At 67.8% G+C, this 19,893-nt stretch carries 18 protein-coding genes and 1 tRNA gene; 7 read left to right on the top strand and 12 right to left on the bottom strand.

All coding sequences use genetic code 11. The annotated features are described in order from the left end of the window. Window positions 1–56: 56 nt before the first annotated feature. Genes ACFVTM_RS08030 through ACFVTM_RS08020 form a run of 3 tightly spaced genes read left to right on the top strand, consistent with a single transcriptional unit; the run spans window position 57 to window position 2,453 of the window. Entirely contained in the window at window positions 57–872 is an 816-nt protein-coding gene (locus ACFVTM_RS08030) for an alpha/beta hydrolase (protein ID WP_390202891.1), read from the top strand. Continuing rightward, complete coding sequence (locus ACFVTM_RS08025) at window positions 869–1,672, top strand: alpha/beta hydrolase (protein WP_390202890.1); 804 nt, start codon at window positions 869–871, stop codon at window positions 1,670–1,672. Before ACFVTM_RS08030 ends, ACFVTM_RS08025 begins: the two co-directional genes overlap by 4 nt. Further along, entirely contained in the window at window positions 1,665–2,453 is a 789-nt protein-coding gene (locus ACFVTM_RS08020) for a hypothetical protein (protein ID WP_390202889.1), read from the top strand. The genes ACFVTM_RS08025 and ACFVTM_RS08020 overlap by 8 nt, the downstream gene beginning before the upstream one ends. An 82-nt stretch (window positions 2,454–2,535) precedes the next feature. On the opposite strand, the gene ACFVTM_RS08015 is transcribed toward ACFVTM_RS08020, so the two are convergent. Continuing rightward, window positions 2,536–3,621, bottom strand: coding sequence for an ROK family glucokinase (locus ACFVTM_RS08015; RefSeq protein ID WP_390202888.1), 1,086 nt, complete (start codon window positions 3,619–3,621; stop codon window positions 2,536–2,538). Window positions 3,622–3,870: 249 nt separating this feature from the next. Between ACFVTM_RS08015 and ACFVTM_RS08010 the strand changes: the two genes are divergently transcribed. Next, on the top strand, window positions 3,871–5,691 hold the full coding sequence (locus ACFVTM_RS08010; RefSeq protein ID WP_390202887.1) for an AMP-dependent synthetase/ligase: 1,821 nt from the start codon (window positions 3,871–3,873) through the stop codon (window positions 5,689–5,691). Between the two features lie 78 nt (window positions 5,692–5,769). Here ACFVTM_RS08010 and ACFVTM_RS08005 read toward each other — a convergent pair whose 3' ends face one another. Further along, window positions 5,770–9,165: a pyruvate carboxylase gene (locus ACFVTM_RS08005; protein ID WP_390202886.1), complete on the bottom strand. Its 3,396-nt coding sequence runs from the start codon at window positions 9,163–9,165 to the stop codon at window positions 5,770–5,772. Between the two features lie 318 nt (window positions 9,166–9,483). Here ACFVTM_RS08005 and ACFVTM_RS08000 point away from each other — a divergent pair, with 318 nt between their 5' ends. Beyond that, on the top strand, window positions 9,484–10,356 hold the full coding sequence (locus ACFVTM_RS08000; protein WP_390202885.1) for a ParA family protein: 873 nt from the start codon (window positions 9,484–9,486) through the stop codon (window positions 10,354–10,356). Window positions 10,357–10,444: 88 nt separating this feature from the next. On the opposite strand, the gene ACFVTM_RS07995 is transcribed toward ACFVTM_RS08000, so the two are convergent. The 5 genes from ACFVTM_RS07995 to gcvH form a co-directional block, all read right to left on the bottom strand. Further along, window positions 10,445–11,041: a MerR family transcriptional regulator gene (locus ACFVTM_RS07995; protein WP_390202884.1), complete on the bottom strand. Its 597-nt coding sequence runs from the start codon at window positions 11,039–11,041 to the stop codon at window positions 10,445–10,447. Window positions 11,042–11,392: 351 nt separating this feature from the next. Next, window positions 11,393–11,896 carry a bifunctional nuclease family protein gene (locus tag ACFVTM_RS07990; RefSeq protein WP_390202883.1) on the bottom strand — a complete coding sequence of 168 codons (504 nt, stop codon included), beginning with the start codon at window positions 11,894–11,896 and terminating at the stop codon, window positions 11,393–11,395. Further along, on the bottom strand, window positions 11,896–12,618 hold the full coding sequence (locus ACFVTM_RS07985; RefSeq protein ID WP_390202881.1) for a MerR family transcriptional regulator: 723 nt from the start codon (window positions 12,616–12,618) through the stop codon (window positions 11,896–11,898). Before ACFVTM_RS07985 ends, ACFVTM_RS07990 begins: the two co-directional genes overlap by 1 nt. A gap of 17 nt (window positions 12,619–12,635) precedes the next feature. Then, window positions 12,636–13,112 (bottom strand): FHA domain-containing protein, encoded by a 477-nt coding sequence (locus ACFVTM_RS07980; RefSeq protein WP_390202880.1) that lies wholly within the window; start codon window positions 13,110–13,112, stop codon window positions 12,636–12,638. Window positions 13,113–13,271: 159 nt separating this feature from the next. Beyond that, window positions 13,272–13,658, bottom strand: coding sequence for a glycine cleavage system protein GcvH (gcvH, locus tag ACFVTM_RS07975; protein WP_390202879.1), 387 nt, complete (start codon window positions 13,656–13,658; stop codon window positions 13,272–13,274). A gap of 196 nt (window positions 13,659–13,854) precedes the next feature. On the opposite strand from gcvH, the gene ACFVTM_RS07970 reads away from it, so the two are divergent. Both ACFVTM_RS07970 and ACFVTM_RS07965 read left to right on the top strand, forming a co-directional pair. Further along, entirely contained in the window at window positions 13,855–14,724 is an 870-nt protein-coding gene (locus ACFVTM_RS07970) for an Fpg/Nei family DNA glycosylase (RefSeq protein ID WP_390202878.1), read from the top strand. 125 nt (window positions 14,725–14,849) lie between these two features. Next, window positions 14,850–15,434 carry an adenylate kinase gene (locus ACFVTM_RS07965; protein ID WP_390202877.1) on the top strand — a complete coding sequence of 195 codons (585 nt, stop codon included), beginning with the start codon at window positions 14,850–14,852 and terminating at the stop codon, window positions 15,432–15,434. 66 nt (window positions 15,435–15,500) lie between these two features. Here the strand turns inward: ACFVTM_RS07965 and ACFVTM_RS07960 are convergent. The 5 genes from ACFVTM_RS07960 to ACFVTM_RS07940 form a co-directional block, all read right to left on the bottom strand. Beyond that, a tRNA-Pro gene (locus tag ACFVTM_RS07960) sits at window positions 15,501–15,577 on the bottom strand. A 149-nt stretch (window positions 15,578–15,726) separates the two neighbouring features. Continuing rightward, window positions 15,727–17,277 carry a ribosome biogenesis GTPase Der gene (gene der, locus ACFVTM_RS07955; protein WP_390202876.1) on the bottom strand — a complete coding sequence of 517 codons (1,551 nt, stop codon included), beginning with the start codon at window positions 17,275–17,277 and terminating at the stop codon, window positions 15,727–15,729. After that, on the bottom strand, window positions 17,274–17,954 hold the full coding sequence (locus ACFVTM_RS07950; RefSeq protein ID WP_390202875.1) for a lysophospholipid acyltransferase family protein: 681 nt from the start codon (window positions 17,952–17,954) through the stop codon (window positions 17,274–17,276). The genes der and ACFVTM_RS07950 overlap by 4 nt, the downstream gene beginning before the upstream one ends. 73 nt (window positions 17,955–18,027) lie before the next feature. After that, window positions 18,028–18,783 carry a (d)CMP kinase gene (gene cmk, locus ACFVTM_RS07945; protein ID WP_390202874.1) on the bottom strand — a complete coding sequence of 252 codons (756 nt, stop codon included), beginning with the start codon at window positions 18,781–18,783 and terminating at the stop codon, window positions 18,028–18,030. Then, window positions 18,783–19,892, bottom strand: coding sequence for a prephenate dehydrogenase (locus tag ACFVTM_RS07940; protein WP_390202873.1), 1,110 nt, complete (start codon window positions 19,890–19,892; stop codon window positions 18,783–18,785). Before ACFVTM_RS07940 ends, cmk begins: the two co-directional genes overlap by 1 nt. Between the last annotated feature and the right edge of the window lies 1 nt (window position 19,893).

The following is a 19,893-nucleotide window of genomic DNA, read 5'->3' as shown; positions in this document are numbered from 1 at the left end:
TTCAATGGAAACCTTACTCTAGTGAGTTTTGCCGCCAAGGGTGACACGATGGGCTCATGACTGAAAGCAGCACTTCCCCGGCGCCCGCCGCTTTCAGCTACCCCGGCCACGGCCCCAACGCCCGGACCGGCGTGGCCATCTGCCACGGCTTCACGGGCAGCCCGCTCAGCATCCTGCCTTGGGCCCGGCATCTTGCCGACCAGGGCTTCGCGGTATCGGTGCCACTCCTGCCCGGGCACGGCACCCACTGGCGGGACCTCGCCCGGCACGGCTGGCAGGACTGGTACACGGGCTTTGAGACGGCCTACCTGGACCTGTCCGCCCGAACCAGCACCTGCTATGTCGCCGGACTGTCCATGGGCGGCACCATCGCCCTGCGCACGGCGGCCCGCCACAGCGTGGCCGGCGTGGCCGCAGTCAACCCCGGCCTGAGCTTCTATGACCGCAGGGTCAGGGTGGTGGGACTGCTCAAATACTTCCAGCGCACCACCACTCCGATTCAGGAAGAGAATTCGACGGCGGCCATCACCGACGACGGCGACTACTCCCTCACGCCGCTGGCCGCCGTCCACCAGCTGCGCCGGCTGTTCTCCGCGACATTGCGGGAGCTGCCGGCCGTCCAGGCCCCCGCACTGGTCTTCAAGTCCGCCACGGACGTCGTGGTCCCGCCGTCGTCCCTGGCCCTGTTGCGCAGGCGGCTCGGATCCCGGGACCTCACGGTGGTTCCCCTGCCGAACAGCGGGCACGTTGCCACCCTGGATGCCGACGCGCCACTACTCTTTGAAGAATCGGTGCGCTTCTTCCTTCAACATGCCCACGCCACCCACACACGATCCACCATGCCGCCCCCCGCCCCCTCGGAGACCCCATGAGCATCCTCCCGGACCACACGCCGTTCAGCAGCCCGTTCACGGGAACCGGTCCCCGGACCGGCGTCGTGGTGTCCCACGGCTTCACAGGCAGCCCGCACGGTGTGCGGGACTGGGCGTTGTCACTGGCCGCTGCCGGGTTCGCCGTCCGGCTGCCCCTGCTGCCGGGCCACGGAACAAGCTGGCAGGAACTGGCCAGGACCCGCTGGCAGGACTGGCACGCGGCCCTGGATGCGGCCTACCTCGAGCTTGCCGAAGAATGCGACGTCGTGGTTGTGGCCGGACTGTCCATGGGCGGTGCCCTGGCCTTGCGGATCGCGGCCACCCGGCCCGTGGCGGGAGTTGTGGTGGTCAACCCCGGCCTGGTTATCGATGATCCGCGCGCCCCGCTGGCCGGCGTCTTGAAGTTCGTCCTCAAGAGCACCCCCGCGATCGCCAATGACATCCTCAAACCGGGCATGGACGAGGGCGCATACCCGCGGACGCCGGTGGCCGCCGCGCACGAGCTCCACAAGATGTTCAAGGACACCGTTCGGCTGCTGCCCACCATTACGGCACCCGTCCGGGTCTACCGTTCCACGGTGGATCACGTGGTGTCCGAGTCCAGCATGGTGGCCCTGCGCCGCGGGTTGACCAACGCCCCGCTCGAGGTGGTCCGGCTGGAAAACAGCTACCACGTGGCTACCATGGACAACGACGCGCCCGAGATCTTCCGTGGCACGGCCGACTTTGTCCGGTCCGTGGCATCCCCGGCCAGCCCGGACGCCGCCCGCGCCAGCCGGAAGGACACGGCCAATGACTAAACCGGATCCCAACATCCCGGACCCCGAGACCCCCGATCCGGAGACCCCGAAGCCGGACCCCGCCGATTCCCGGCACCCCGCCCCGGACGCTTCAGGCGTTCAGCCCTCCGGTGAATCCGCGCCCCCGGACTCCCATGGCAATGAGTCCCCGGCCCACGAGTTCCAGACAGGCGCGTCGCCGGATTCCACCGCCGCGGACGCACAATCCGCAGATGCCCTGTCCGCCGATGCCTTGTCCGCAGACGCCCTGTCCGCCGATGACAACGCCGTCTGGCTGGATCTCGTCGCCAGGCTGGAAGGCATGGGGGCAGGCGCCGACGAGACAACAGACAGAACGGCCGGGGGAACGGGCAGCTCCGGCGCTCCAGCTGCCAGGACCTTCCGCGATTTTGACCCGCTGGGTCTCGCCGGCACAGCGCCGATCGAGCTCTCCGCCAAGGAGCGGCTTGCCCCTGCCCCGGGGAAGCCTGCGGCTGCCGGCAGCAACGAGGTTTCGGATACCGCGCCCGGTCCCCGCGACTATGAGGCCGACTACGACGGCGACGGTGCGTTCGTCCCGGAGGAGCCGCCCAGCCTGGCGGGGGCGGATCCGCTGACTGTCCTGGCGTGGATTGGCGCGGTGGGCGGCCCGATTGCGCTGGTGCTCGCAGCTATGTTCTGGCGGTCGGCCCCGCTGCTGGCGATCCTTGGCATCGTGACCGTGTTTGCGGCGTCGGTGGTGTTCCTGATCATGAAGCTCCCGGGCGAGAAGGACGAGCACGACGACGGGGCGCGCGTGTAGTCCACGCTGTCACAGTGTCCACGTGTCACGGGGTCCACGGGTTTCCGGCTGCCGCAGCCGGGCGCCTGCCTTTGCTGCCGACCTACGTGTGCATGCGGCTGCTGACCCGGGAGAGGTCGGCGGCGCCGATCAGCCCGGCGTTGGGTCCGAGGGCCGCCAGTTCTATCTCGGCGGCGGGCCTGAAGCCGCGGCCGGTGAGGTTCCGGGCGAAGGCTTTCCGGGCCGGGGCGACGAGCAGCTCGCCGGCATCGCAGAGTCCGCCGCCGATCACGAACTTTCCCGGGTCCAGGGCCGCCGCCAGGTTTGCCAGGCCAAGGCCCAGCCATTCCCCGACGTCCTCGAGGAGCTCGCGGGACGTCGGGTCCCCGGCCTTGGCCAGCTCCGTCACGATCACGCCCGTGATGCGTCCCACGTCGCCGTCCACGGCCTTGAGCAGTTCCTGGGCCACTGGGGAATTCGCGGCGGCCAGTTCCCGGGCCTCACGGCCGAGGGCATTGCCGGACGCGTACTGTTCCCAGCAGCCCCGGTTGCCACATTCGCAGCGGTGGCCGCCGGGCATGATGATCTGGTGGCCGAACTCCCCCGCCACCCCGAAGCGGCCGCGTTCCACCCGTCCGTCCAACACCATGGCGCCGCCAATCCCGGTGCCCAGGGTGATGCAGACCAGCCGGTCCTGCCCCTGCCCGGCGCCGAAGCGCCATTCCGCCCAGGCGGCGGCGTCGGCGTCGTTGGTCAGCAGGACGGGGCGGCGCAGCAGCCGCTGCAGATTATCGCGCAAGGGTTCATTGCGCCAGGCCAGGTGCGGACTGAAGAGGACTGTCGCGCCGTCGAGGTCCATCCAGCCCGCGGCGCCGATTCCGACCGACCAGATCCGGTGCCCCGCGCCCAGTTCTTCGACCAGTTCGACAATGACCTGCTCCACGGCGCGCGGGTCGTTGCCCGGCGTGGAGCGTTTCGCCTGGCTGAGGATCCGGCCCTCGGCATCGACCACTCCGGCGGCAACCTTGGTTCCACCGATGTCGACGCCGATCGCCAGGCCCTTGCGGCCCAGCCGCAGCGGCGAACGAAGGTCGTGCCCGGCGGCGGCCGCCCCGGCCAGGGTCCGGCTCCGCCAGGCAGCGGTCCGGCCGCGCAGGCCGGGCTGCCGGCCGGGTGTTGGTGTCTGCATGGTGCCCCATTCTATTAGCCGGGCCCGCACAGTCGCGCCGGTGAAGCAGCATGAAGTCGGTGCATGACGCCACGGCGTGAGGCGACGGCTTGGCCCGGCCGCCGGTGTCCCCGGCACTCCTGACTGGCGGAACGGCGGCCCCGACCGTAAAGTTACTGGCCAGTAGGTGTCGCAGAACACGCCATCCCGGGGCTGCATACTAGGCTTAGCGGTACCCGTTGCGGGCCTATGGATACCAAAGGAGCTCTCGTGCGAGAAAAGATTGTCCCGCCCCTGGTGAATGTCGATCCGGACACCAACGTCACCGACCTCGTGGTTCGCCAGGCGGCCAAGGCCTCCAACCCTTCACTGTTCTCGCGGCTCGACGCAGCAGGCCAGTGGCAGGACGTCCGTGCCACGGATTTCCTGGCCGACGTCACGGCCCTCGCCAAGGGCCTGATGGCCAGCGGCGTGGGCGCCGGTGACCGCGTGGGCATCATGTCCCGCACCCGTTACGAATGGGCCCTGATCGACTTCGCCATCTGGTTCGCCGGCGCCGTCTCAGTCCCGATCTATGAAACGTCCTCCCCCTCGCAGGTGGCCTGGAACCTCGGCGATTCCGGCGCCGTGGCCGCGTTCGGCGAGTCCGCGCACCACGAGGACATCATCCGGCAGGCGGCCACCTCCGAAGGGCTCACGGCCCTGCGGCATGTGTGGCAGCTCGAGGGCGACAGCCTGGACGAGGTCCGTGCGGCGGGAGCCGGCATCAGCGACGCCGAGCTCGAGGCCCGGCGCAGCCTGGCGTCCCTGTCCGATGTCGCGACGATCATCTACACCTCCGGAACCACCGGCCGGCCGAAGGGCTGCGAGCTGACCCACGGCAACTTCGTGGAACTATCCGAGAACGCCCTGGCCACGTCGCTTGGCACGATCGTGCACGAGCAGGCCAGGACCATCATGTTCCTGCCATTGGCGCACGTCTTCGCGCGCTTTATCTCGGTGCTGGCTGTGGCCGCCGGCGTCACTGTGGCGCACACACCGGACATCAAAAACCTGCTGCCGGACCTGCAGAGCTACAAACCGACCTTCATCCTGGCCGTCCCGCGCGTCTTCGAGAAGGTCTACAACTCCGCCCTGACCAAGGCCGAGGACGGCGGCAAGGGCGCCATCTTCCACCGCGCCGCGGACACCGCCATCGAATTCTCCCGGGCGCGGCAGGCGGGCAAGGTGGGGCTCGTGCTGAAGCTCAAGCACACCTTGTTCGACAAGCTCGTGTACAGCAAGCTGCGGGCCGCCATGGGCGGGCACGTCTCCCACGCCGTCTCCGGCGGCGGCCCGCTCGGTGAACGCCTGGGCCACTTCTTCCAGGGCATCGGCCTGCAGATCCTGGAAGGCTACGGGCTGACCGAAACCACGGCGCCGGTCACCGTGAACACCCCGGACCTGATCAGGATCGGTACCGTCGGCGCCCCGATTCCCGGCAACTCCGTCAGGATCGCGGACGACGGCGAGATCCTCGCCAAGGGCATGTGCGTCATGCGCGGCTACTACAAGCGCGATGACCTGTCCGCCGCGACGTTCGACGACGGCTGGTTCCGCACGGGGGACATCGGCCAGCTGGACGAGCAGGGGTTCCTGACCATCACCGGGCGCAAGAAGGAAATCATCGTCACGGCCGGTGGCAAGAACGTGGTCCCTGCCCTGCTGGAAGACCAGATCCGGGCGGACGCGCTCGTCTCGCAGGTCCTCGTGGTGGGCGACAACCGCCCGTTCATCGGCGCCCTTGTGACGCTGGACGAAGAAGCCCTCCCCGGCTGGCTGGGCCGCCACGGCCTGCCGGCGTCGACCCCGCTTGTCGAGGCTGCCGAGAACCCGGCGGTGAAGGCCGCCGTCCAGGAGCTCATCAACCACGCCAACCAGTCGGTGTCCCAGGCCGAGGCGATCAAGTCCTTCCGGATCGTGCCTGCCGACTTCACCGAGGCCTCCGGCCACCTGACCCCCTCCATGAAGGTCAAGCGCGCGCAGGTGCTCAAGGACTTCGAGGACGTGATCGAGGAAATGTACAGCGCCAAACGCACCACGCCCGCCTAAATCCCCCGCTTAAAACCAAAGCCAAGGGCTCCTCCAGCAATAGCCGGAGGAGCCCTTCGTGTTTCGCTTTGACTGTGTCTATTCGACGACCAGCAGCAGGTCCCCGCCCTGGACTTGTTCGATCGCGCCGACGGCGAGGCGCGCCACGGTGCCGGCCACCGGCGTCGTGATGGACGCCTCCATCTTCATGGCCTCGATCGTGGCAACGGTGTCACCGGCCTTGACGGCGTCCCCGGTCTTGACCGTCAGCGTGACGGCGCCGGCGAACGGCGCGGCCACCTGGCCCGGCTGGGAGGTATCGGCACGTTCGGCGGCCTTGACGTTGCTGACCACCGAGCGGTCGCGGACCACCACGGGCCGGGACTGGCCATTGAGCGTGCACATGACGGTGCGCATGCCCTTCTCGTCCGGCTCGGAGACGGCCTCAAGCGAGGCGATGAGCCGGACACCCTTCTCGAGCTCGATCTCGTGCTCCGCGCCGCGCTGCAGCCCGAAGAGGTAGTCGCGCGTGTCCAGGACCGAGAGGTTGCCGTAGGTCTCGACGCTCTTCTGGTAGTCCTTGGTGGGTCCGGCGAAGAGCAGTCGGTTGAGGGTGCGCTGGCGGGTCTTGGAGTCGCCCTTCAGCGCGGCGCTGTCCTCGTCGCTGAGTTCGACGTCGCGGACCTTGACGGTGCGGCCCTGGAGGGCCTTGGTCCGGAAGGGTTCGGGCCAGCCGCCGGGCGGGTCGCCGAGCTCGCCGGAGAGGAAGCCGATCACGGAGTCCGGGACGTCGTACTTCTGCGGGTTCTCATTGAAGTCCGCGGGATCGGCGTTGAGGCCCACGAGGTGCAGGGCAAGGTCGCCCACCACCTTGGACGACGGCGTCACCTTGACCAGGCGGCCGAGGATGCGGTCCGCCGCGGTGTACATGTCCTCGATCGCCTCGAAACGCTCGCCCAGGCCCAGCGCCATCGCCTGCTGGCGCAGGTTGGAGAGCTGGCCGCCGGGGATCTCGTGCTGGTAGACCCGGCCCGTGGGGCCCGGCAGTCCGGACTCGAACGGCGCGTAGACCCGGCGGACGGCTTCCCAGTACGGCTCGAGGGAACAGACATTCGCGAGGTTGAGCCCGGTGTCGCGCGGCGTGTGGGCCAGCGCCGCGACGAGCGCCGAGGCCGAGACCTGGCTGGTGGTTCCGGCCAGGGAGGCCGAGGCCACATCCACGGCGTCGACGCCGGCCTCCACGGCCGCGAGCAGCGTGGCCAGCTGGCCGCCGGCGGTGTCGTGGGTGTGCAGGTGGACGGGCAGGTCGAAGCGCTCACGCAGGGCACTCACCAGGCGCGCCGCGGCAGCGGGACGCAGCAGCCCGGCCATGTCCTTGATCGCGAGGATGTGCGCCCCGGCGTCGACGATCTTCTGCGCCAGCTCCAGGTAGTAGTCCAGCGTGTAGAGCGTCTCCTCCGGATCCAGCATGTCCGCGGTGTAACAGAGGGCGACCTCGGCGACGGCGGTCCCGGTCTCGCGGACGGCCCGGATGGCGGGGGCCATCTGGTTGACGTCGTTGAGGGCGTCGAAGATGCGGAAGATGTCGATGCCCGTGGCGGCGGCCTCGTTGACGAACGCCACCGTGACTTCTTCCGGGTAGGGCGTGTAGCCGACGGTGTTGCGGCCGCGGAGCAGCATCTGCAGGCACAGGTTCGGCAGGGCCTTGCGCAGGGCGGCAAGCCGGTCCCACGGGTCCTCGCCGAGGAAGCGGAGGGCGACGTCGTAGGTCGCCCCGCCCCAGGCCTCGACCGACAGCAGCTCCGGGAGCAGTTTGGATACGGCCGGGCCGGCCGCCACGAGGTCACGGGTGCGCACACGGGTGGCGAGCAGCGACTGGTGCGCGTCGCGGAAGGTGGTGTCCGTGACGGCGACGGCGTTCTGCGCGCGCAGGGCCCGCGCGAAGCCTTCCGGGCCGAGCTCCTGGAGCCGCTGGCGGGAGCCCGGCCGGGCCGTGGCGCCATCGAGGGACGGGAGCTTGTCCGCGGGGTCCGTGTGGACCTTGAGTTCGCCGTTGGGCTTGTTGACCGTGACGTCGGCGAGCCAGGTCAGGAGCTTGGTGCCGCGGTCCGCCGAGACCCGCGCCTTCAGCAGCTCCGGCCGTTCGTCGATGAACGAGGTGGCCACATCCCCGGCGACGAAGTCGGGGTCGTCCAGGACCGCCTGCAGGAAGGAGATGTTGGTGGACACGCCGCGGATGCGGAATTCAGCCAGGGAACGGCGGGCCCTGGCCACCGCAGTCGGGTAGTCCCGGCCGCGGCAGGTCAGTTTGACCAGCATGGAGTCGAAGTGCGGGCTGATCTCCGCGCCCGAGTAGACGGTGCCGCCGTCGAGCCGGACACCGGCGCCGCCGGCGGAGCGGTAGCCGGTGATCTTGCCGACGTCGGGCCGGAAGCCGTTGGCCGGGTCCTCCGTGGTGATGCGGCACTGCAGGGCAGCGCCCTTGAGCTGGACGGTCTCCTGCGAGAGGCCCAGGTCGGCGAGCGTCTCACCGGAGGCGATGCGCAGCTGCGCCTGGACGAGGTCGACGTCGGTCACTTCCTCGGTGACCGTGTGCTCGACCTGGATGCGCGGGTTCATTTCAATGAAGACGTGCTGGCCGGCGCGCTCACCCACCGTGTCAACGAGGAATTCGACCGTCCCGGCGTTGACGTAGTTCAGCGCCTTGGCGAACTTCACGGCGTCGCGGTACAGGGCCTGCCGGATGCCTTCGTCGAGGTTCGGGGCCGGTGCGATCTCGACGACTTTCTGGTGGCGGCGCTGGATGGAGCAGTCGCGCTCGAAGAGGTGCATGATGTTGCCCTCGGCGTCGGCCAGGATCTGGACCTCGATGTGGCGCGGGCGCAGGACGGCCTGCTCCAGGAACATCGTGGGGTCACCGAAGGCGGCGTCGGCTTCGCGCATGGCGGCCTGCAGGGCCTCCGGCAGCGCCTCGCGGGTATCGACGCGGCGCATGCCGCGCCCGCCGCCGCCGGCGACCGCCTTGGCGAAGATCGGGAAGCCGATTTCATCCGCGGCGGCGATCAGTTCGTCCAGGTCCTTTGACGGCCGGCTGGACTTCAGCACCGGGACACCGGCCTTGCGGGCGGCCTCGAGGGCCGCAACCTTGTTGCCCGCGAGTTCCAGGACCTCGGCCGGAGGGCCGACGAATGTAATGCCGGCCTCTTTGGCGGCGCGCGCCAGGCGCGGATTCTCGGAGAGGAAGCCGTAGCCGGGGTAAATGGCGTCCGCCCCGGCCTCCTTGGCTACGCGCACCACCTCGTCAACGTCCAGGTACGCCCGGACCGGGTGCCCCTCCTCGCCGATCAGATACGCCTCATCGGCCTTCTGGCGGTGAATTGAGTTACGGTCCTCGTGGGGAAACACAGCGACAGTCTTGGCACCCAGCTCATAGCCCGCGCGGAAAGCACGGATCGCGATTTCGCCGCGGTTGGCCACCAGAATCTTAGAAAACATACTTCTCCTGCATCATCGCGGGCGTATCGGTAAGTGCTCACAGTGTCTAGGACCTGTGCGGGCAAACACAAATCATTGTGGCCACCGTCACAGCATTATCCGTCACGGACGCCGCGATGGGCAGGGCCCCGGCCTTGGAGCTTTCCCGCCTGTCCGGTTCCATGATGTTCTGGCGCCCCGGGGGCGGATGAAACGGGTTTCGCCGGAGCATCAACATATGATGAGTGGGTGGGTGGCGCATGCACGCCCCGGCTCCGAAGAACGCAGGAGCCGGCACGACCCCGTCTCGGCAACCGGCGTTAGGTATTGGTTTTTCAAGTGCAAGTAGTGAGCATCAGCAGCCTCAAAGGCGGTGTCGGCAAGACATCCGTGACCACCGGACTGGCGTCGGCGGCATTGGCCGCCGGCATCCCCACACTCGTCGTCGACCTTGACCCGCACGCTGACGCCAGCACCGCCCTGGGCGTGAGCCCGGACGATCAGCTCGATATCGGCAGGATGCTGAGGTCGCCCCGGCGGGCACATCTGGCGGACAACGTGGTTCCCAGCGGCTGGGTGGAACACGCCCGAACTAACGGCGCCAACGGCCGCGCCAACAGCACAGCGCTCTCCGGCGCGCCGACCTCAGTCCTGGACGTGGCGGTGGGCTCTGCCTACACCGGCATCTACGACCGGCCCGACCTGGGCCGCCGCGACCTCCGCCGGCTCTCGGCCGTCCTGGCCGGTGCCCAGGACTATGACCTGATCCTGGTCGATTGCCCCCCGTCGCTGAACGGCCTGACCCGGATGGCGTGGTCCGCAAGCGACAAGGTGACCCTGGTGGCCGAGCCCGGGCTCTTCTCGGTGGCCGGCACGGAGCGCACCATGCGCGCCATCCAGCTGTTCCGCCAGGAATTCGCCCCCAATCTCTCCCCCGCCGGCATTGTGGCCAACCGGGTGCGCAGCGGCTCAGCCGAGCACGCGTTCCGGCTCTCGGAGATGGAGTCCATGTTCGGCGATCTGCTCCTGAGCCCGCACATCCCGGAGCAGGCCAACTGGCAGCAGATCCAGGGCGCCGCCCACTCCATCCACCACTGGCCCGGGGACTCGGCCAAGAATGCCGCCGCCCTGTTCGACGCCCTGCTGCAGAACCTGCTCCACCCCCACGGGCTGGCCCAGACCGGCACCGTCCGCAACCGCAGCCTGCGCTAACTGGAACTGCTGAGTCCGCACCGGCGCAACGGCTGAGGCCGCCTTCCCTGTTTGGGAGGCGGCCTCAGTCTGTTCTGTATGGGTGGCGCTAGCCGATCTTGCGGGCTGCGCGGCGCTTGCTCAGTTCGTCGTCGGGAAAGGACTGGTCCGCGGCGTGTTCGCTGGGAAGAGCGGCGAGGCTTCCTTCCACCTCGCGCCAAACACGGCCTACGGCGATGCCGAACACCCCCTGGCCGCCCTGGACGAGATCGATCACTTCATCCGCCGACGTGCATTCGTAGACGCTCGCACCGTCGCTCATGAGCGTGATCTGGGCGAGGTCCTCGACGCCGCGCTCCCGCAGGTGCTCCACGGCGGTGCGGATCTGCTGCAGTGAGACGCCGGTATCCAGGAGCCGTTTGACCACCTTGAGGACCAGGATGTCGCGGAAGCCGTAGAGCCGCTGAGAGCCGGAGCCGGCCGCGCCGCGGACGGCAGGCTCAACGAGTCCGGTGCGCGCCCAGTAGTCGAGCTGGCGGTAAGTGATGCCGGCCGCCTTGCAGGCGGTGGGGCCGCGGTAGCCCGCGTCTTCGTCCAGAACGGGAAGATCCTCGGTGAACAGCAGGCCTTGGGCACCGCTGGCGGGCACAGCAATGCCGGCCGTTGCGGCCTGCTTCAGCTCGCCTGCTTCGCCTTTCGGACTCACGTGGACCCTCCTTGTCGTGAGTTCCCTGAGTAAGTTGCATCGGCAGCAATGTATGTAAACAGCTGCATGACACAGGACGATGATTCCACCCGTGTAATTCAGCCGAGGCTGCACTTTCCAGTGTGACTTGCGCGGCTACCGTATGCAATGGGAACTTGTACCTCCGACGTTAGGCCTGCCGGGGCCCAAGGTCAAAGACGTTGGGGCTATTGTGCGGGCGTGTCGAAACTTTCATCCTCGGCTTTAACCTTTGGCGCTGCCACAGCGGTCCCGGGAGTATCAGAAACCACTGCTGTCACAGGCGCACCAGCAATGCCGGCAACCGTCCCGGTTCCAGTGGCGGGCGGCAGTTTAGCCGCCGAAGTCTTCGGGTTCGACGTCGTCGAGGAACTCGCGGAAGCGGCGCAGTTCGCCTTCCTCGTCCACGGCGGGACCGGGGTGCGTGTCCTCGCCCTCGTCGTGTTCGGTGATCCGGACGCCGGCCTCGTCCATGACGGCGTCGGCACACCAGATCCGGCACTTGGCGCGCAGGGCAAGGGCCAGGGCATCCGAGGCCCGGGAGCTCACGGTGGTTCCGTTTTCGAACTGCAGCTGCCCGTAGAAGATGTTGTCCTCCACCGCCACGATGTTGACGCTGACGATCGTGTGGCCGAGGGCCTCCACCACGTCCACCAGGAGGTCGTGGGTCATCGGCCGGGGCGGGATGACTCCCTGCTGGGCCAGGGCGATTGCACTGGCTTCCGGCGTCCCGATCCAGATCGGCACGTGGCGCTCACCATGGATCTCCTTGAGCAGGACAAGCGGCTGGTTGGACGGCAACTCAATCCGCACGCCGACAATCTCCACCTCAATCATCAGATGTCCATCCTCGAGATGCGGTCGTGGACCAGGGCCTGGTGCAGGGACAGGCAGAGGTCGCTGATTTCCCGGGCGGCCTCGGCGGCGCGGGCGTGGGAGGCGGCGTCCTTGCGGGAGGTCAGGGTGGCCACGGCGCGTTCCACGAGTCCGAATTCGCGGTCGGCGGCCGCCTGGAACGGCCGCAGGTGGCGGGGTTCCAGGCCATGGCTCTCCAGCTGGACGCAGGCGCGCGCCACCTGCAGGGCATGTTCGTCGAACTTGCCGTTGACATGCCCGATCAGGCCGTAACTCAGCAGTGATTCCAGCAGCGGGACGCTTGCCCCGGATTCAGCGCGGAGCTGCTCTTCGCTGAGCCGGCGCGTGCGGCCCTGCAGCTCGGTGGCGAGCTGGTCGGAGACGATCCGCGGCGAGACCGTGACGCCGGCCGGCAGGTTCTCCGGCCGTTCGCCCCGGTCGATCGCGTCAAGGTAGTCCTTGATGACCTTCAAGGGCAGGTATTGGTCACGCTGGAGGGCCAGGACGAAGCGCAGCCGTTCGACGTCGTTCTCCGAATACTGCCGGTAGCCCGCAGGCGTCCGCTTCGGGTTGATGAGTCCCTTTTCCTCAAGGAACCGGATTTTTGACGCCGTCATGCTGGGGAAGTCGTCGCTCAGTTGAGCCAGGACTTCCCCGATGTTCAGAACCTGGGGTCCGCGCCGATCCGCTTGTGCCGTGGCCACAGGCAACTACCCCGGAATCAGACGTTGCCTGCTGCGCGGGCAGGGCTGAGGTAGAAGGTGAGGCGGAACTTGCCAATCTGGACCTCGTTGCCGGACTTCAGTTCCACGGCGTCCACGCGGTCGTGGTTGACGTAGGTGCCGTTCAGGCTCCCGGTGTCCACTACCTCGAAGCTGCGCGCCGTGCGGCGGAATTCAACGTGCCTGCGGGAGACGGTGACGTCGTCGAGGAAGATGTCGGCGTCCGGGTGGCGGCCCGCCGTCGTGACGTCCGAATCCAGCAGGAACCGCGCACCGGCGTTGGGGCCGCTGTGCGCCACGAGCAGGGCCGAGCCGAAGGGAAGGGCCTCGACGGCCGCCCGCTCCTCGGTCGAAAGCTTCGGCGTGAAGTTAGGTTCGTCGCGCACCGGAGTGAGGTTGATCGACGTGGTCTCCGAAGCCTTCACTCCACCCGTGCCGTAACCGTCACCGGTGTCGTTCCGTTCGTGCCCAAACATTGAGTCCTCCTCATTCGTTGCAGGTGTCCCCCCTGCAAACAACGCATGCCGTCCGGGAAAGCCTCGCAGTCCCGGTATGGAGGCCCTTCGGCGGGGTGCGGCTTTGTTTTGTTATCCCAACAACACTTCCGGCGACCCCGGCCCGAACGACCTTTGTCTTTAGCCTACCTGCTGTTCATACTCGGATGCACTGAGCAAGGACTCGACCGCGTCGGCTTCCGCGAGCCTGATTTCGATCAGCCAGCCGTCACCGTACGGATCGGAGTTAATAAGGGCAGAATCGGTGTCCAGGGCCTCATTCCGGGCCACGACCTCGCCCGTCACGGGGGCATAGATGTCGCTGACGCTCTTGGTGGATTCGACCTCGCCGACCACATCGTTGGCCTTGATGGTTGTCCCCACCTCGGGCATCTGGGCGTAGACGACATCCCCGAGGGCGTCCTGGGCAAAATCGGTGATGCCCACGCGCACAACCCCGTCGGCATTGGGGGCCGAAACCCATTCGTGTTCTGCGGTGTAGGACAGGTCTTCGGGAATGATGCTCATGACGGGCCTTTCATCGGGTCAATCACCTATGCGGCGGCAGTCGTTTGTTCTAACCGCCGCTGAAAGTATAGGCATATCGGGCAGAGGCCGGGGAGGGATCTGAGAAGATGGTGCGATGGCAGAACATGCACCGCCGGTGACTGTCGGGAATCCCGACCGGGGCGCCGGGATCCTCCGGACGCTCAAGGGCTAGGCCATGCCTGAGCTTCCGGAGGTTGCAGCCCTGGCGGACTTTTTGGACCAACACCTGCGCGGAGCAGTGCTGGCGAAGATCCAGCCGGTCTCGTTCGCCGTGCTCAAGACGGCAGATCCTCCCTACTCAGCCCTTGAGGGCAGGGCGGTCACGGGAGTGAGCCGGTTCGGCAAGTTCGTCAGCATGGAAGCCGGCGGGCTGTTCTTTGTCTTCCATTTGGCGAGGGCCGGCTGGCTCCGCTTCACCGACGCCCCCACGGACACACAACTGAGAATGGGCAAAGGCCACATCGCGGCCCGGCTGACATTTTCCGGCGCTTCCGGCCCGGTCGGCATGGACCTGACCGAGGCCGGCACCAAAAAGAGCCTGGCGATTTACGTCGTCCGCGATCCGCACGACGTTCCCGGCATCGCGGCGCTCGGCCCGGATCCGTTCAGTCCCGGCTTCGACGTCGACACTTTCGCGGCGATCCTCGCGTCCAGTTCCCAGCAGATCAAGGGCGTCCTGAGGAGCCAGGGCGTGATCGCCGGCATCGGGAATGCCTACAGCGACGAGATCCTGCATGCGGCCAGGACCTCGCCGTTCGCCATCGCCAAGTCCCTGGACCCGGCGGAAGTCCAGCGGCTCTACGACGCCATCCACAGCATTCTGGGAACGGCCATGGAAGAAGCGACGGGCAAGCCGCCCAACGAACTCAAAGACACCAAGCGGAGCCACATGAGGGTCCACGGCCGGACCGGCGAAGCGTGCCCGGTGTGCGGCGACACGGTCCGGGAGGTCTCCTTTGCCGACTCCGCCCTGCAGTATTGCCCGACGTGCCAGACGAAGGGAAAGATCCTGGCCGACCGCCGGACATCACGCTTCCTGAAATAGTCGCTTCCTGAAATAGGGCGTAACCAGTCGCCGGCGTCTCCGCCCCTTGCGCCGGCGCCTTCCGGCGAACACGATTACAAGAACACCTTTCAACGCCGCCCGAGGGAGTGGTCTCAAAGATGCGAATGCTGATTATGGGTCCCCCGGGGTGCGGCAAGGGCACCCAGGCCGAACGTTTGTCCCGGCACCTCGGCATTACCGTGGTGTCCACCGGAGAGGTTTTCCGCGACCACGTGAAAAACCGGACGCCGCTGGGCCGGGAGGTCATTGTGCATCTGGACGCGGGCGACCTGGTGCCCGACACCCTGACGAACCGCGTGGTGCGTGAGCGCCTGGATCAGGATGACGTCAGGGGCGGGTTCCTCCTGGACGGGTATCCCCGAAACACGGCGCAACTGGCTGAACTCGACGTCATCCTTGCTGCCAACGGGCACGGGCTGGACGCTGCCCTCGAGCTGAGCGTTGACGACGCCGAACTAGTCCGCCGCTTGCTCCACCGCGCCACTCTGGCCGGACGCAGCGACGACACCGAGGACGTCATCCGGCACCGCTTGGAGCTCTACCACCACGAGACTGAGCCGGTGGCCGCAGCATGCTCACGGCGCGGGATCCTCCTGAGCGTCGACGGCATGGGAAGCGAGGATCAGATCTTCGACCGACTCCTTGCGGCACTCCGGGCGTCCTTCCCCGATGCCGCCGCTGCCACCTAGCCGCCGTTAAACAGCAAAGGCCGCCTCCGGATTTCTCCGGAAACGGCCTCTGACCTGCTGTTTCTATGGTCGGGCTGACAGGATTTGAACCTGCGACCCCTTGACCCCCAGTCAAGTGCGCTACCAAGCTGCGCTACAGCCCGCTGGTTCCGCCGTTCTCCGCTGGGAAGTCGTCCTGGTTTCTCTCCAGATTTTCTTCCAAGCAGTCCGGCCGAACCACCTTGAAAAGCTTACACGATCCCGGAGGGTGCCTGTGACAATTTCATGCTGTCACGGGCTAGGTGTGTCGGAATTAACGTTTCTTGCCACGCTTTTCGCGCACACGCATGTTGACCTCGATCGGCGTGCCCTCGAAACCGAAGGTCTCGCGGAGGCGCCGGGTGATGAAGCGACGGTACCCCGGGTCCAGGAAACCGGTGGTGAAGAGCACGAACTTCGGCGGCCGGCTCGACGCCTGGGTGCCGAACAGGATGCGGGGCTGCTTGCCGCCGCGGACCGGGTGCGGGTGTGCCGCCACCAGTTCGCCCAGGAACGCGTTGAGCCGTCCGGTGGGGATGCGCTTGTCCCAGTTTTCCAGGGCAACGTCCAGGGCCGGAACCAGCCGGTCCTTGTGCCAGCCGGTCTTTGCCGAGATGTTCACGCGGGGGGCCCACGCCACGTGGGCCAGGTCCTGCTCGATTTCGCGTTCCAGGTAGCGGCGGCGTTCGTCGTCGAGGAGGTCCCACTTGTTGAAGGCGAGCACCAGGGCGCGGCCGGATTCGACGGCGAGCTGCAGGATGCGCACATCCTGCTCGCTGAGCACTTCATCCACGGCCAGGAGTACGACGGCGACTTCCGCCTTTTCGAGCGCGCTCTGGGTCCGCAGGGACGCATAGAAGTCCGCGCCCTGGGCCATGTGCTGGCGGCGCCGGATGCCGGCGGTGTCCACGAAGCGCCACGTGCGTCCGCCGAGTTCGATGAATTCATCGACCGGGTCGCGGGTGGTGCCGGCGGTGTTGTCCACAACCACGCGCTCGGAACCGGCGAGCTTGTTCAGCAGCGAGGACTTGCCGACGTTCGGGCGGCCAATGAGGGCCACGCGGCGGGGTCCGCCGGAGCGCTCGAGGCCTTCGATCGTGGAGAACTCCGGGAGCGTGTCCATGACGTGGTCCAGGAGGTCGGCCACGCCGCGGCCGTGAAGGGCCGAGACCGGGTACGGCTCACCGAAGCCCAGGCCCCACAGGGTTGCGGAGTCGGCTTCCTGCGCGAAGTCGTCCACCTTGTTGGCCACCATGATGACCGGCTTCTTGGACTTGCGCAGCATCTTCATGACGCCCTCGTCGGTGGCGGTTGCGCCTACGGCGGAGTCGACGACGAACAGGACGGCGTCGGCGAGTTCCACTGCCATCTCGGCCTGCTCCGCCACCCGGGCGTGGATGCCGCGGGCATCGTGCTCCCACCCGCCGGTGTCCACCACCGTGAAGTTGCGGCCGTTCCAGTGCGCCGAGTACATGACGCGGTCGCGGGTGACGCCGGGGGTGTCCTCGACCACTGCCTCGCGGCGGCCCAGGATCCTGTTGACCAGGGTGGACTTGCCCACGTTGGGCCGGCCGATGATGGCCAGGACGGGGTCCAGTTTGACCGGACCGTCAAAGTCTTCGTCGTCGAAGTGGCCGCTCAGCAGGGCGGCGTCGTCTTCGTCCAGCTCATAGTCGTCCAGGCCGGCGCGAAGGGACGCCGCGCGGAGCTCCGCCTCCTCGTCGTCCAGGGCGGCGAGGTTTTCAGCCACCTGGTCGGTGCCGGTGGGCGTGTATTCGTCTTCGCCGGCGCCAAAATTGCCGGAGGTTTGAGTCGTATCGCTCATTGCACTTTCCTTAGGTGGTGATCTGCCGGCGTCCCGGCTACTGCTACATGACGTTCGTGCGGGGATTCCGCGAGGGGCAGACGCTGCCCGGTTCTTTGGATCGAGTCCTGGACGTGACGGGCCAGCGCGGCCCGGATTTCGGTTCCCGCCCTGTCCATTGAAACACGGCCGGTCTCACCGGGCCTGCGGCTGACGTTGATGGCCCCGCCGAAGCTGACATGCAGCCGGCGGCGGGGTGCGGGGACCGTGTCCAGGGGTTCGCCGCCAATTCTGGTGCCCAGGATGGCGACGGGGACCACGGTGGCGCCGGAGTTCAGTGCCAGCCAGGCGACGCCGTTGTTGATCGCGGCGGCCTCACCGCTCCCCCGCGTGCCTTCGGGCAGAATCCCGACGCACCGTCCGGCGTCGAGCAGGCTCTTGGCCGCAGTAAGCCCCGCGCGGCCGCCGCGGCGGTCCACGGGCAGCTGGCCCGACGCCGCCAGGACGCGGCCGAGGAGCCCGGCGAACATCTCCTGCTTGACCAGGATGTGCATGGGCCGCGGCGACGCGCCGAACATGACAGGGCCGTCAAGAAAGCTGATGTGGTTGCCTGCGAAGATCACGGGGCCGGCGGCCGGGACGTTGGAGCGTCCCGTGACCGAGGTGCGGTAGACGATGTAGTCCAGGAGCCAACCCACTGGACGGCTCCACGCCGTCGTCCACCGGCCCGGCAGGGAGGACTGCACGCTAACCGGCGCTGCGGAGCGCCCGTCAGTCACCGGGGACGGCTCGGTGCCGGGCGGCGCTCTGCTTGACCACGGGGTTGATCACAGTGTCCACGATGTCCAGGGCGGCCTGAACCGTCTCGTCAAAGTCCAGCTCCGAAGAGTCCAGGGTGACCACCCCGTCGGCTGCCGTGGTGAAGTTCACCACGGTGGAGTCCTTGGCATCGCGGTGCGTGACCTGGGCTGCCAGTTGCTCGGCGTTCTGGCTCCCGCCCAGCTGGATCCCGCGGCGGCGCAGCCGGGCTTCCTCGCTGGCGGTCAGCAGCATCCGGACCTCGGCCCCGGGCGCGACGACGGTGGTGATGTCCCGGCCCTCCACCACCATGCGGCGGTGGTGCTTTTCGATCAGTTCACGCTGCCGGCGGATCAGCTCGGTCCGTGCACCCAGGGTGGTGGCAACAGCGCTGACCGCAGCGGAAATGGTCGGCTCACGGATGGCGAGAGTGACGTCGTACCCGCCGACGCGGACGTACTCTTCCAGCGGGCTCGTGCTGATTTCCAGCGGGAGGGTCTCGGCGGCGGTCTCGACAGCCGACGCGTCGGCCAGGTCCGTGCCGTTCTCCAGGCAGAACCAGGTCAGGGCACGGTACATTGCGCCGGTGTCGAGGTAGGCCAGTTTGAGCCGGCGGGCCACCTCTTTGCTGACGCTGGATTTACCGGAGCCGGAGGGGCCGTCGATGGCGACCACAAGGCTTTTTCCGGGGCGGACTATGTCCACTGTCTCGATGAGTTCTTGAGTCATTACTGAAGTACCCGCCATCCGCGGTCGTTGAGGGCTTCGATCAAAAGGTCGTGCTTGTTGGGCAGGACGGAAATTTCCACCATGCCCACGTTCTGTCCCGAAGAGTGGTCGAGGCGCAGGTCCTCCACGTTGACGCCGATCTCGCCGATCTCGGTCAGCAGCTTCGCGATCTGTCCGGGCGTGTCATCCACCAGGACCGTCAGCCACGAATAGGCCTGCGGCGGTCCGCCGTGCTTGCCCGGAATCCGGGACTGGCCGGCGTTGCCCTCGCTGATCAGCTGGGCAAGGTCCAGCCGGGCACCGGGAGCGGTGGGGGCCTCCAGGGTGCCGATCAGCCGGTTGAGGTCCTCGCGGACTCCGTGCAGGATCCCCACCACCTTGTCCGCGTTCGCGCCCAGGATCTGGACCCAGAGCGTGGGATCGCTCGCGGCGATCCGGGTGACGTCCCGGAGCCCGTTTCCGGCCAGGGACAGCGCGTGCAGGGGTGTGCCCTGCAGGCGGCTGGCCACGAGCGAGGACATCACCTGCGGCAGGTGGGACACGAGCGCCACAGCTTCGTCGTGTTCGTCGGCGCCGAACTCGGACACGACGGCGCCCAGATCGCCGGCCAGCGCACGCGCCACCCGCAGGGACTCCGGCAGGGTCTCTTCCGCCGGGCACACCACCCACGGCATGGACGTGAACAGCTCGCCCCGGGCGGCGACCGGGCCGGATTTCTCCCGCCCGGCCATGGGGTGGGTGCCCACGTAGCGGCCCAGGTCAGCGCCGCGGCCGCGGAGATCGGCGAGGACGCCCGCCTTCACACTCGCGATGTCCACCACGACGGAATCGGGGTAGTCCTGCAGGGCTTTGGCCACGACGTCCGCCGTGACATCCGGCGGCGCCGCCACCACGACGAGCTCCGGCTGGTCCCGATCGAGGCGCGCCAATGGCAGGCCGGCGCCGATGTCGACGGCGACGGCCTGGTTGGTCGGCGAGGGATCCGAGAGGAACACGGCGACCCCGCGCCCCCGCAGCCCCAGCCCGATGCTGGTGCCCAGGAGCCCGGAGCCCACAACGACCACCGGGCCGTTCAGGTGGCCGCGGCCTTGGGTGCGAAAGGCGGACATG

The organism is Arthrobacter sp. NPDC058130, assembly GCF_042884475.1.
In the GTDB taxonomy this organism is placed as follows: domain Bacteria; phylum Actinomycetota; class Actinomycetes; order Actinomycetales; family Micrococcaceae; genus Arthrobacter.
The sequence above is the reverse complement of the archived record's forward strand: the minus strand, read 5'-3'. Positions and strand labels throughout refer to the sequence as shown.